10 protein-coding genes are annotated in these 12,638 nt (G+C 70.8%); 6 read left to right on the forward strand and 4 right to left on the reverse strand.

Annotation, left to right across the window (positions count from 1 at the left end; translation table 11 throughout):
• Positions 1–212 precede the first annotated feature (212 nt).
• Positions 213–782: a GNAT family N-acetyltransferase gene (locus tag H2Q94_RS22585; RefSeq protein ID WP_243789190.1), complete on the forward strand. Its 570-nt coding sequence runs from the start codon at positions 213–215 to the stop codon at positions 780–782.
• Positions 783–852: 70 nt separating this feature from the next.
• Here the strand turns inward: H2Q94_RS22585 and H2Q94_RS22590 are convergent, their stop codons facing one another.
• Complete coding sequence (locus tag H2Q94_RS22590) at positions 853–2,532, reverse strand: DUF885 domain-containing protein (RefSeq protein ID WP_243789191.1); 1,680 nt, start codon at positions 2,530–2,532, stop codon at positions 853–855.
• Between the two features lie 114 nt (positions 2,533–2,646).
• On the opposite strand from H2Q94_RS22590, the gene H2Q94_RS22595 reads away from it, so the two are divergent.
• The 3 genes from H2Q94_RS22595 (at position 2,647) to crtI (ending at position 5,989) form a co-directional block, all read left to right on the forward strand.
• On the forward strand, positions 2,647–3,327 hold the full coding sequence (locus H2Q94_RS22595; RefSeq protein ID WP_243789192.1) for a DUF3153 domain-containing protein: 681 nt from the start codon (positions 2,647–2,649) through the stop codon (positions 3,325–3,327).
• A 68-nt stretch (positions 3,328–3,395) separates the two neighbouring features.
• The gene (locus H2Q94_RS22600) at positions 3,396–4,529 is read left to right on the forward strand and encodes a polyprenyl synthetase family protein (protein ID WP_397545491.1); all 1,134 of its coding nucleotides are present in this window, start codon (positions 3,396–3,398) and stop codon (positions 4,527–4,529) included.
• On the forward strand, positions 4,529–5,989 hold the full coding sequence (crtI, locus tag H2Q94_RS22605) for a phytoene desaturase family protein (protein ID WP_243789193.1): 1,461 nt from the start codon (positions 4,529–4,531) through the stop codon (positions 5,987–5,989). The genes H2Q94_RS22600 and crtI overlap by 1 nt, the downstream gene beginning before the upstream one ends.
• A gap of 255 nt (positions 5,990–6,244) precedes the next feature.
• On the opposite strand, the gene H2Q94_RS22610 is transcribed toward crtI, so the two are convergent.
• The gene (locus H2Q94_RS22610; RefSeq protein ID WP_243789194.1) at positions 6,245–6,850 is read right to left on the reverse strand and encodes a VanZ family protein; all 606 of its coding nucleotides are present in this window, start codon (positions 6,848–6,850) and stop codon (positions 6,245–6,247) included.
• 360 nt (positions 6,851–7,210) lie between these two features.
• The gene (locus tag H2Q94_RS22615) at positions 7,211–7,576 is read right to left on the reverse strand and encodes an Rv2175c family DNA-binding protein (RefSeq protein WP_243795858.1); all 366 of its coding nucleotides are present in this window, start codon (positions 7,574–7,576) and stop codon (positions 7,211–7,213) included.
• Positions 7,577–7,768: 192 nt separating this feature from the next.
• Between H2Q94_RS22615 and pknB the strand changes: the two genes are divergently transcribed.
• Positions 7,769–9,781: a Stk1 family PASTA domain-containing Ser/Thr kinase gene (gene pknB / locus H2Q94_RS22620; RefSeq protein WP_243789195.1), complete on the forward strand. Its 2,013-nt coding sequence runs from the start codon at positions 7,769–7,771 to the stop codon at positions 9,779–9,781.
• 264 nt (positions 9,782–10,045) lie between these two features.
• Positions 10,046–11,554, forward strand: a complete 1,509-nt coding sequence (gene mptB / locus H2Q94_RS22625; protein WP_243789196.1) for a polyprenol phosphomannose-dependent alpha 1,6 mannosyltransferase MptB — start codon at positions 10,046–10,048, stop codon at positions 11,552–11,554.
• A gap of 76 nt (positions 11,555–11,630) precedes the next feature.
• Here mptB and H2Q94_RS22630 read toward each other — a convergent pair whose 3' ends face one another.
• Positions 11,631–12,626, reverse strand: coding sequence for a zinc-dependent alcohol dehydrogenase family protein (locus H2Q94_RS22630; protein ID WP_243789197.1), 996 nt, complete (start codon positions 12,624–12,626; stop codon positions 11,631–11,633).
• Positions 12,627–12,638: the final 12 nt, after the last annotated feature.

The raw sequence follows: 12,638 nt of genomic DNA on the forward strand, positions 1-12,638 counted from the left end.
CCGAAAACCGGACTTCGAACTTCAGTTCGACTGCCGCCAGAGTAGACCCGAGTCGCGAGGAGCTCAAGGCCTGCGCACTAGATCACCTGTTCGAGTCACGTCACAGTCGAGTCGCCCACCAGCGCCGACACGTCCGTCCGGTCGGGCAGGCCACCGCAGTTCGATCAAGACCGGACGGCACCGGCCTTGCCCGACCCTCTAGTGTTCGGCGCGTGACAGCCGCGCCCTCACCGCACATCGACCGCATCGTCGAGCTGACCACCGACCAGCTCAGGGCACGCTTGGCCGAAGCGCTACAGGTCTACGTGGACGCGATGGGCTACCCGCCGTCCACCGCGCAGCAGCGCGCCCCCATGTGGTCGGCGCACATGATGCGGGCGGGCTGGCGCTGCGTCGCCGCGTTCAACGATGCCGACGAACTCGTCGGCATCGGCTACGGCTACCTCGGCGTGCCCGGCCAGTGGTGGCACGAGCAAGTGTTCCGCGGCCTGCTCACCGTCACTCCCCGTGCCGAAGCCGAGCAGTGGATGCGCGACTACTTCGAACTCACCGAACTCCACGTCCGCCCCGACAGCCAGGGCGGCGGCCTCGGCGAGACCATCCTGCGCCGGCTGCTCGACGGCGCCCCCGGCCACACGGTCCTGCTGTCCACTCCCGAAGGCCCGACCCGCGCCTGGAAGCTGTACCGCCGAGTCGGCTTCGCGGACGTGCTCCGCCACTACCAGTTCACCGGCGACCCGCGGCCGTTTGCCGTCCTGGGCCGCGGCCTTCCCCTTTCCTGACACCGAAAACGGGGGCCTGGGCTTCCCCGGCCGAGCCGCACGCTCGCCTGGGGAAGCCGCGGAATGCGACTCACAGCTCGGCGAGTTGCTCCCGGAGCGTGTCGAGGCCCATCGAACCGAGTTCCAGCGCGCGGCGGTGGAAGTCCTTCGAGTCGAAGGCAGCGCCGTAACGGGCTCGGGCGTCGTCCCGGGCCGCTCGCCAGAGGCGTTCGCCGATCTTGTACGAGGGCGCCTGTCCCGGCCAGCCCAGGTAGCGGTCGATCTCGTCGTGCACCTGGGCCGGTTCGGCGACGGTGCGGGTGAGCATGAACTCCGCGGCCAGCTGCGGCGTCCAGCGCTCCCCTTCGTGGAACCCGGTTCCCGCGGGGATCTCCAGCTCCAGGTGCATGCCGATGTCGACGATCACCCGGGCGGCGCGGAACAGCTGGTCGTTGAGCATGCCCAGCAGGTCGCCGTCGTCGCCGAGGTAGCCGAGCTCCCGCATCAGCCGCTCCGCGTACAGCGCCCAGCCCTCGGCGTGCCCGGATACGACGCAGGCCAGCCGCTGGAACTTGTTCAACCGGCCCGCCTGGTGCACGGCCGTGGCGATCTGCAGGTGATGTCCCGGCACGCCTTCGTGGTAGACGACCGTCGTCTCCCGCCACGTCGGGAACTCCTCGCGGTCCGCGGGCACCGACCACCACATCCGCCCCGGCCGGGTGAACCCGTCCGTCGGGCCGGTGTAGTAGGCGCCGACGCCGCCGCCGGGCGGGGCGATGCGGCACTCCAGGGCCATCAGCTCGTCGGGAATGTCGAAGTGCGTGCCGCGCAGGTCCTGCAGCGCCTGGTCGGAAAGGCGCTGCATCCACTGCTGCAACCCGTCCTGGCCGTGCACCCGGTACTGCGGGTCGACGTCGAGCTGCGCGGCGGCTTCGGCGAGCGTCGCACCGGGGCGGATGCGGTCGGCGACCTGCTTCATGTCGGCCTCGATGGCGGCGAACTCCTCCCAGCCCCACTCGTAGGCCTCGCGCAGGTCCAGCGCGGCGCCGGTGAAGTACCGCGACCACAACCGGTAGCGCGACTCGCCCACCGCGTCGGCCTGCGGCGCCTTCGGCGCGAGCTCGGTGCGCAGGAACTCCGCCAGTTCCGCGTAGGAACGCGCCGCCCCGGTGGCCGCCGCGTCCAACTCCGCGCGCAGCGAGTCGGTGACCTCGGCGCGGCCGACGAGGCTCGCGAAGTACGAGCTCCGGCCACCGGCGCCCGCCCAGGTCTCGCACTGCTCGGCGACCTTGGTGACCTGGCGGATCGCGGCAACATCACCGCGCGCAGCGGCCTCGGTCAACCCGGCGCGCAGGTTCGACACCGCCTCCGGCATCCGCTCCAGCCGTCGCGCGATGGTGCGCCACTGCTCGGGGGTGTCGGTGGGCATCAGGTCGAAGATCTGACGCAGGTTCTGCACCGGGCTGGCGATCACGTTCAGCGCGGACATGTCGGCGCCGGCTTCGTGCAGCTCCACGTCCAGGCCGATCCGTTCCAGGAACACCGCCTTCGCGGCGCGCTCCCCTGCATCGGCGGGTTCGGTCGCGGTCATCTCCGCCAGCGACCGCCGGGCCAGCTCACCCCGAGCGCGGTGCGCATCGGGTGAGTAATCGGTCAGCAGCTCATCACCACCCGGAAGGCCGAGCGCCGTCGCCTCGATCGGGTCCAGCACGGCGAGTTCGTCGACGAAACGGTCGCTGATCTGGTGCACGCCACTGCTCTCGGATGCCATGTGACGAAGGTTATCGCGCCACGGAACGGCCTTCGCCACCTTCAGTGTTCGGCGATGATCGCGCCGCCGTCGCGCGCACGGCGATCAGCGGAAGCCGGTGCGAGCATCACCGGCGTGCGAGGCGAAACGATGCGCGGCGGCAGGCGAGCCATCCTGATGTTGCTGATGACCCTGGTCGGCGCGCTGCTCAGCGGGTGTCTGCACACCAACGCGTCGGTGACGCTCACCGACGACGACACGGCCAACGGCGAGCTGCTGCTGACCACCGAGACCCCGGATGGTCAGGTGCCGTTCCGCCTGCGCCCGCCGGACGACCTCGCCGACCGGGTGCAGGTGACGCCGTACAACGAACAGGGCCGGGTCGGGTCGCGGCTGACGTTCCGCAACCTCGAGTTCGACGAGCTGGAGCGGCTCAGCAACGCGCTCAGCCCGTCCGACTCCCGGTACAACGTGCACCTGGAGCGGCAGGGCTCGCTGGTGGAGTTCACCACGATGCTGGACATGACTCCGCTCGCCGACACCGACTCGTCGATCCGGATCGAACTCACCGCGCCGGGCGAAGTGACCTCCACCAACGGCAAGGAGACCTCCGGAGTCGTCACGTGGGCGCCGGAACCGGGCGAGGTCAGCGAGCTGAAGGCCACGTTCCAGTACTCCGGGTCGGGAATGGGCGTCGGCTTCGTGTGGACGATGCTGCTCGCCGGGCTGACGTTGTGCGTCGTGATCGCCGTCGCGTTCCTCGCGCAACGCTCGCACGAGCGGGAACGCGCCGAATCCGGAGAGCTCCGGTCTTGACGGCGCCGGCCGAGCCCGGCCCCGTTCGTGCCCGCCAGGGACGCGTCCCGCAGGATGGGGCGGTGCCCATCAAGGAATCCGCACCGCAGCTGAACGGCCTCGCGGACACGACCATCGAGGACACCGTGGAATCCGATCTCCCCGGTCAGGTGCAGCGCACCCTCACCGAACACGTGGAATCCCGGCTGGCCGAGTGCGCGGAACTCGACAGCGGATTCGCCGCCGCCGTGCGGGAGCTGAGCCGGTTCGTGCTCGGCGGCGGCAAGCGCATCCGGCCGACGTTCGCGTGGTGGGGGTGGCGCGCGGCGGGGGGTGCCGCGGAGGGTCCTGCGGCCGAGGCGATGCTGCGGACCGCGAGCTCGCTGGAACTCATCCAGGCCTGCGCGCTGGTGCACGACGACCTGATCGACGAGTCCGACACCCGCCGCGGCCATCCGACGGTGCACCGCAAGTTCGCCCGCACGCACTACGAGGAGCGCTGGGCCGGAGGCTCCGCGCAGTTCGGCATGAGCGCGGCGGTGCTGCTCGGCGACCTGGCGCTGGCCTGGGCCGACGACATGCTGCACACCGCCGGTCTCGAACCGGCCGCGCTGGTCCGCGGCCTGCGGCCGTGGCGGGCGATGCGCACCGAGATGCTCGCCGGGCAGTACCTCGACGTGTTCAGCCAGGTCCGCGGCGACGAGACCCCGGAGGCGGCGCTGCGGGTCGCGGAGCTGAAATCCGCCTCCTACACGGTGGCGCGTCCGCTGCAGCTGGGCGCGGAGATCGCGGGCGCCGATCAGCGGACGCTGGCCGCGCTGGAGAACTTCGGGCACGACATCGGGGTGGCGTTCCAGCTGCGCGACGACCTGCTGGGCGTGTTCGGCGACCCGGAGGTCACCGGTAAGCCCGCCGGGGACGATCTGCGGGAGGGCAAGCGCACGCTGCTCATCGCGGAAGCGCTGCAGGAGGCCCGCGCGCAGGGCGACGAGCGGGCCGTGGCCGAACTGCGGGCGGTGCTCGGCGACCCCGACGTGTCCGCCGACCGGATCGAGTCGGCCCGTTCGGTGCTGGTGCGGCTCGGCGCGCAGACCGCAGTGGAGAAGCGCATCGCCGAGCTCACCGGCAGCGCGCACCGGACGCTGAACTCGGCCGGATTGGCCGAGCCCGCGGCGACCAGGCTCGGGGAGCTCGCGGTGGCGGTCACCGACCGGACCCACTGATGCGGCGGGTTCCGGGCCGCACCGGGCACGTCGTGGTGGTCGGTGCCGGGCTGGCCGGCCTCGCGTGCGCGCTGCACCTAGCCGGTGCCGGGCGCGAGGTCACCGTCGTCGAACGCGACGCGCTCCCGGGCGGGCGGGCCGGGCGGCTGGAGTTCGACGGGTACCGGGTGGACACCGGTCCGACGGTGCTGACCATGCCGGACCTCGTCGATGAGGCGTTGTCGGCGGTGGGCGACTCGCTGGCTTCCCGGCTGGACCTGATTGCGCTGCACCCGGCCTACCGGGCGCGTTTCGCCGACGGTTCCGCGCTGGACGTGCACACCGACGGCGACGCGATGGAGCAGGAGGTCCGCCGGTTCGCCGGTGCCGAGGAAGCGGCCGGGTACCGGCGGCTGCGGCGGTGGCTCACCGAGGTGTACCGGGCCGAGATGGGCCGGTTCATCGACGCCAACTTCGACTCACCGCTGAACCTGGTCACGCCCGAGCTGGGCAGGTTGGCCGCGCTGGGCGGATTCGGACGGCTCGGTCCGGCGATCGGGCGATTCTTGCGGGACGAGCGGCTGCGCCGGGTGTTCTCGTTCCAGGCCCTCTACGCGGGGCTGGATCCGCGGCGGGCGCTGGCGCTGTACGCGGTGATCTCGTACATGGACACCGTCGGCGGCGTGTGGTTCCCACGCGGCGGCATGCACGCGCTGCCCACCGCGATGGCCGCGGCCGCGGCGAGCGCCGGGGTGCGGTTCCGCTACGGCGCCGAGGTCGACCGGCTGGAGCAGCGGTCCGGGCGAGTCGTGGCCGTGCACGCGGGCGGAGAGCGGATCGAAGCGGATGCCGTGGTGCTCACGCCGGACCTGCCGGTCGTGCACCGGCTGCTCGGCGGGCAGCGGCGGCGGCTGCGGTGGTCGCCGTCGGCGGTGGTGGTGCACGCGGGCACCACCCGCAGCTGGCCGGGCACCGCGCACCACACGATCTCCTTCGGCGCCGCCTGGGAGGACACCTTCACCGAGATCATCAAGCGCGGCCGGCTGATGAGCGACCCGTCGCTGCTGGTCACCCGGCCGACGGCGAGCGATCCGGCGCTGGCCCCCGATGGCAGGGAACTGCACTACGTGCTGGCGCCATGCCCGAATCTGGACACCGCGGACTTCGACTGGGACCGGCTCGGACCGGCCTACCGGGATGAGCTGTTCGCGACGCTGGAGGCCCGCGGTTTCGACGGATTCGCCGACTCCGTGGAGGTGCACCGCGTCGTGACGCCCGCCGGGTGGGCCGCGCAGGGGCACGCCGCCGGGACGCCGTTCTCCGCCGCGCACACCTTCGCCCAGACCGGGCCGTTCCGGCCGCGCAATCTGCTGCGCAGCCCGGAGAACGTGGTGCTGGCGGGTTCGGGGACGACTCCGGGAGTGGGAGTTCCGCCGGTGCTGATCTCCGGGAAACTGGCGGCCCGCCGCATCACCGGGTGATTCCGTTCGCCGCCGGAGGCGACCAGCACATCCGGCTCCTGGATTTCCCGAGATTTTCTCCCGGTTTCGCATTCGGCCGATGCGCTGATCGCATGTACCGCCCGTCACCGCGCACACACCCGACGTGCATTAGTCCATTTGAGAGAATCCAGGGAAAACCGGCAACGAGGTCGCTCCCGCACAATTCAAGGCGAGGGAACCTGCCCTCGCCTTGAATTCACCGGAACGAACCGGCGCCCCGCGGAACCGGCCGGCTCAGGCCCCCGACCGCGCGTACTGCGGTTGCAGCGCGTGCCGCGGCCGCGGCCGGGCGGCGGTGAGCGTCTGCGGCAACCGGCCCCACCACGGCCTGCTCACCAGTGCGCCGAGCACCGCGCCGGTGGCGTTGAGCAGCACGTCGTCGGCCGACACGACGCGTCCGGTGAGCACGGTGTACTGCAGCAATTCGATACCGCAGGTCACCGCGATGGCACCCAGCGAAATCCGGCTCCAACTCCCGAACCAGGACGTTCGCACCGGGATCAGCGCCCCGAACGGCGCCAGCAGCAGCAGGTTGCCGACCAGCTGCAGCCACGGCAGCAGATCGCCCGGCGCTGCCTGCAACGCCACCCCGAGGTCGGTTCCGGGCACGAGGCGCACCGCGCCACCCGACATCGCAGGCTGCGGCGCGGCGACCAGGTACGTCACCAGGAACAACGAATAGAGCAGAACGGCGTCAACGATCGATACGAACAACGCGGGAACAACGGTGAACCTGCGACTGCGCACTATCACGGCGAACACTGCGGCGGCGACCGTCAACAGCAGGTATGAGGTCGCCGCCGGGACCAAGGCACTCCAGACCGTGGCGAATGGGCGCACCGATTCACAGTCCTTCCTGTTTTCGGCCGCGCCCGATCGCCGCGCGTGACGCAGTAGCGGGCGCGACGATGCGGATCCGAGTTCGCCCACCATGAGAACATCCGCACGTGTCATCACGTTTCAATCACGGGGCCTATTCGGTAAACGAACGCCCACATCGCCGGACACGCGCCGCGGCCCCGCCACCCGCTCTTGACCGACCGTTCCCGCCTTGCCCTGCACGAACAACGGTGCCGGGCCGCTGTTGAGCGGCCCGGCACCGGGGGTGGAACGGATGTCGGCTGTTATTCATCTCTCCGGGGCGACCGAAGCCCGGAAGCGGTGCGCGGCGGCCGGCCCCGGCCTCCCGCGAACCGCGGCCTAGAAGCCCATAGCCTGCGCCCTTCGCTTCACCTCACGCCCGCGGTCGCCGCGCAGCGCGTCGATCGGCGTGCCCGGCAGCGTGTCGTCGGGGGTGAACAGCCAGGTCAGGATCTCGTCCTCGTTGTAGCCGTTGTCCCGGAGCAGGGTGATCGTGCCACCCAGCCCCTTCACGACCGCCGTCTCGCCCAGGAACGCGGCGGGCACTACGAGAATGCCGTCGCGGCGCATGGCGAGCAGGTGTCCGTCACGGATCATTTGGTGCACCCGGGTGACCACAAGTCCCAGACGTTCGGCGACGTCGGGCAGCGGTGTCATCTCCACATCAGGAGCAAGCACATCCGGGGCAGCGGGGATAGCACTCACCTTGAACACGATGCCACAACCACGCATCGGGAGCGTGCCCCGGAAGGGTCATCATCGATACGGTCCGATACCCACCGGGCGCCCTCTGCGACCGAACGGCACCCCGCTGCGCACCGGGCGCAGGTACGGTCGGTGACTCCTGGAACAATCGTCGCAGGCAAGCGACATCCCTGCGGTTGGCGGACACACACCATGACTCCTGAAACACGACCCGGACGCGGAACGGAGCTCGTCGGGGCCATGCTGGAGCGCCGCTACCGGGTGGACTCGGTGATCGCGCGCGGCGGCATGTCCGTCGTCTACCGCGGACTGGACACCCGGCTGGACCGGCCGGTGGCGCTGAAGGTGATGGATTCGCACTACTCGGCGAACCCGTCGTTCGTGGAGCGTTTCGAGCTGGAGGCCCGTTCCGCCGCCCGGTTGCACCATCCCGCGGTGGTGGCCGTGTACGACCAGGGCGTGGACCGGGAGATCGACGGCGACCACGTGTTCCTGGTGATGCAGCTCGTGGAGGGCTGCACGCTGCGGGAAGTGCTGCTGGACCAGGGCGTGCTGTCGTTGCCGATGGCGGTGGGCGTGCTGCGCCCGATGCTGTCGGCGCTGTCCGCCGCGCATCACGCGGGCATGGTGCACCGGGACATCAAGCCGGAGAACGTGCTGGTCGGGCTGGACGGCTCAGTGCAGGTCGCCGACTTCGGGCTGGTGCGCGCGACCGCCTCCGCGGGCAGCACCACCGGCAACGTCATCCTCGGCACCGTCGCCTACCTGTCCCCGGAGCAGGTCACCACCGGTGACGCGGATGCCCGCACCGACGTGTACTCCGCCGGGGTCGTGCTCTACGAGCTGCTGACCGGCCGTCCGCCGTTCACCGGGGACACCGCGCTGTCGGTCGCCTACCAGCACGTGAACTCCGACGTTCCGCCGCCGAGCGAAATCACCCCGGAGCTGCCGCCCGCGATCGACGACTTGGTGCTGCGCGCGACGCGCCGCGACCCGGCGGGCAGGCCCGTCGACGCCGCGGCCTTCCTGCGCGAGCTGGAGCGGATCAGCGGCGAACTGGGACTGCGCCCGGTATCGGTGCCGGTGCCGGTCTCGGAGCAGCGGACCGAGATGGTCTCCACGGAAGCGGGCGGGCCGCCGACCGAGCGGATCGCGCCCATCACGGAGGCGTCGGTGCCGGAACCGACCGCGCCGTACGACCACTCCGCAGGCCCGCAGGGCACCCGCGCGATGCCGCGCCCGGCCGACGAGGAGACCACCCACGAGATCGCCGCGGTCCGCCCGTCGCCCGCCGAGCTGCACGAGCGGGAACGCAAGCGCGGCGGCCGCCGGTTCGCGCTGTGGACGATGGTGATCCTGGTCATCGCGGGACTACTCGGGGGCACCGCGTGGTGGATGGGCAGCGGCCGCTACATCCAGGTACCGCGGGTGACCGGTGAGACCGAGGAGCTGGCGTCGCAGGTGCTGCGCGGCGCGGACCTCACTCCGGAGATCACCCGCCAGCTCAACGACGACGTGCCCGCGGGCATCGTCATCAGCTCTTCGCCGGATCAGGGCTCGCGGATCCTCAGCGGGCAGTCCGTGGAGCTCGTGGTGTCCTCGGGCAAGCCGAAGGTCCCCGATATCGCGCCGGGCACCAGCGTCGACGACGCGCAGCAGGCGTTGCGCGGCGCGTCGCTGCGACCGGAACGGGACACCTCGGCCGACCAGTACGACGCGTCCGTACCGGAAGGCGCGGTGCTCGGCGTCGATCCGGGGCCGGGCACCGAGCTGGCGATCAGCTCGCCGGTGCGGCTGATCGTGAGCAAGGGGCCGCCGCCGGTGCCGGTGCCGGACGTGACCGGAGCCAGCAAGGACGAAGCGTTCGCGGCGCTCAGCGCGGCCGGTTTCGAGCCGTACGAGGCGGGCAGGCAGTTCGACTCGAACGTCGAGGCCGATCATGTGATCTCCACCGATCCGGCGGCGGACACCGTCGTGAAGCTGTCCGGGAAGCCTCGGGTGGGCGTGGTGCTCTCGAACGCGGTCACCGTCCCGGACCTCAACGGCAAGGGAACGCAGGAGGCGCAGCAGGAGCTCGCCGCGCTCGGCCTGCAGATCGAAGTGCACTCGTTCTTCGAGCGGCCGGACGCCTTGATCATCGGCCAGCTGCCGCTGCCCGGTAGCAAGGTCGAACCCGGCTCGGCTGTGGGCGTCACGGCACTGTGATCGCAACTTGATCACACGTTAACCCGCTCCCGGTTGATCACGAAGTGGTCAACCGAGAGTGGTCTCGCCCGGTGGCTGATCGCCGTGTGGAAACATGGTGCGCACGATGCCGCCGAGTCCATCCAGCCAACTGAGCGCCGCCGACGAGACCCACCGGTCCCGGCGCGGTGCCGACGCCGCCGCCCAGAGTCCTGATCGCCCGACCGGCTCCCCGGGACCCGGTTCGAGCCCCCGCGCAAGCGATTACCGCTGCGGACCATCGCGTTGGGGGCGATCGGTTCGCTACTGCTGCTGGCGGGTTCGTTCGGCGGTGCCGGAGTTCTGGTGCACGATCCGATCCTGGGTTCCGGGCCGCTGTCGGCGATGCGCTATGGCCACGGCCGGGATCTCGCGCTGGCCGTGCTCTACACCGGCTTCGGCGTCCTGGTGTGGGCGTGGGTGCGGCTGGGCCGCGGAGTGCTGGCGCAACTGGTCGACTCGCGCGGAGTGCTGACGGCCACGGCCGCGTGGATCCTGCCGATGCTGATCACGCCGCCGCTGTTCACCAGGGACGTCTACAGCTATCTGGGCCAGGGACTGCTCGCGCTGCACGGGATCGATCCCTACTCGGTCGGTCCCTCGACGCTGACCGGCCCCATCCCGGACAACGTGCATCCGACCTGGCAGACCACTCCCGCGCCGTACGGCCCGTTGTTCATGGGCATCGCCAAGGGCGTCATCCTGATCGCCGGCGACGGCATGATCTCGAGCGTCATCGTGATGCGCCTGGTGCTGCTCTGCGGGCTGGTCATGTTGATCTTCGCACTGCCGGGTCTGGTAAGGGAACTCGGGGGCCGGTTACCGGTGGCGCTGTGGCTCGCCGCGGCCAGCCCCATGACGGTCGTGCACCTCGTCGGCGGGCCGCACAACGACATGCTCATGATCGGCCTGCTGGCGCTCGGCACCCTGCTGATGTTGCGCGGCAAGCACGCGGGCGGCATCGCGCTGGTGACGCTGGCGATGACGATCAAGGCGACCGCCGGGGTGGCGTTGCCGTTCCTGGTGTGGATCTGGGCGGCCCGGATGCCGGGCAATCGCCTGGAGCGCCTGCTGCGAGCGGGCACCGCCTCGTTGGCGATCTTCGTTCCGGTGTTCGCCGCGTGCATGGCGCTGGCGAAGGTCGGCTTCGGCTGGCTGTCCGCGCTCTCGGCTCCCGGCATGATCGTGAACTACCTGTCCGCTCCGACCGGCGTGGGCCAGGCCGTGCACAGCCTCGTATCGCTGTTCGTCGAAGTGGATCGCGGGCCGTTCGTCAACGTCGGCCGCACGCTCGGTTCGCTGGCGTTGGCCGTGGTGCTGATCTGGCAGTGGTGGCGGGCGCAGGACGGCGGAACCACGGCCGTGCGCCGCGCCGCGATCGGCCTGCTGGCCGCCGCGCTGCTGTCGCCCGTGGTGCTGCCCTGGTACCTGACCTGGGGTCTGGCGTTGGGCTGCGCGTTGAAGTGGACGCCGCGCGCACTGTCCTACGTGGTCGGGTTCTCGGTGGTGCTGGTGCTCGCCTACTACCCGGACGGGGAGCAGGCGATGTACAACTGGCCGTTCGTGGCCGTGGGCATCGGCGCCGCGATGCTCGCCGGGCTGTCGCTGGTGCGGTTCGACCCGCTGGGCCTGAACCGCTTCCGCCGCGGCGACGGCGAGCCTGCCGCGTTCGACGGCATCCCGGAGATCTCCGCTTCCGCACGGAGTTCGACCCTGCCGAGCTCGGCGATCCAGAACTCCACCGCCAAGGACTGACCCCGTCGCGGGGAACTCGAGCGGAAGGTCCGCCGCCGCCCGGCCGGACGGGGGTGGGCCGGGCGGTGGCGGAACCTCACGCGGAGGGCAGGACCTGCGTCTTGAGCCCGGCGCCGGTGCGGAACTCCTCCAGCGCGGACGCGTAGTCGTTGAGGCCCGCGGTGTTGGTGATCATCGTGTCCGAGTCGACGGCACCGGAGACCAGCAGGTCCCGCGCGCGGTCGAAGCTGTTGTGCACCGCCATCGAACCGACGATGGTGATCTCCTCGTTGTAGACCTTGAACGGGGAGAAGTTCGCGCTCGCCTTCGCGTCCGCGACGCCGAACTGCAGGAAGGTGCCCGCCTTGCGGACGCGGCCGAGACCGTCCTCGATGGCGGCGACCACACCGGTCGCGTCCACGACGAGGTCCCAGCCGTCGCTGTCCAGCGCCGACGCGTCGGTCGCCACCGCGCTCACGCCCATCGACCCCGCCACGTCGAGCCGGTCCTGCCTGCGGTCCACCACGGACAGCGTGTTGACTCCCGCCCGCTTGAGCAGCTGGGCCAGCAGCAGTCCCATCGTGCCCGCGCCGTAGATCAGCACGTCGTCGGTGAGGTCGTGCGGCACCTTGTCCAGCCCGTGCACCGCGCAGGACAGCGGCTCGATCAGCGCCGCCGCGGTGGCCGGGGTTCCGGCGGGCAGCGGGTAGCACTTCTTGGCCTGCACCTGCACGTATTCGGCGGCACCACCGGGGGAGCTGATGCCGATCGCCTGCCACGGCTCGCACAGGTTGCCTTTGCCCTTGCGGCAGTACCGGCACTCACCGCAGGGCAGCGACGGGTCGACCGCCACCAGGTCGCCTTCGGCGAGCTTGCTGACCTCGCCTCCCACCGCGACCACGCGCCCGGCCAGCTCGTGACCTGGGGTGATCGGGTATTTCACCACCGGGATCTCCCCGTCCACCACGTGAAGATCGGTGCCGCAGAGCCCGCAGGCGTCCACCGCAACCACCACATCGTTGGGTCCCGGAGCCGGATCGGGCACCGTGGTCACGGTGATCTGGCCGGGACCTTCGACGACGACCGCACGCATGCCGGCCATCCT

The sequence above is a fragment of the Saccharopolyspora gloriosae genome (genome assembly GCF_022828475.1).
Taxonomy (GTDB): domain Bacteria; phylum Actinomycetota; class Actinomycetes; order Mycobacteriales; family Pseudonocardiaceae; genus Saccharopolyspora_C; species Saccharopolyspora_C gloriosae_A.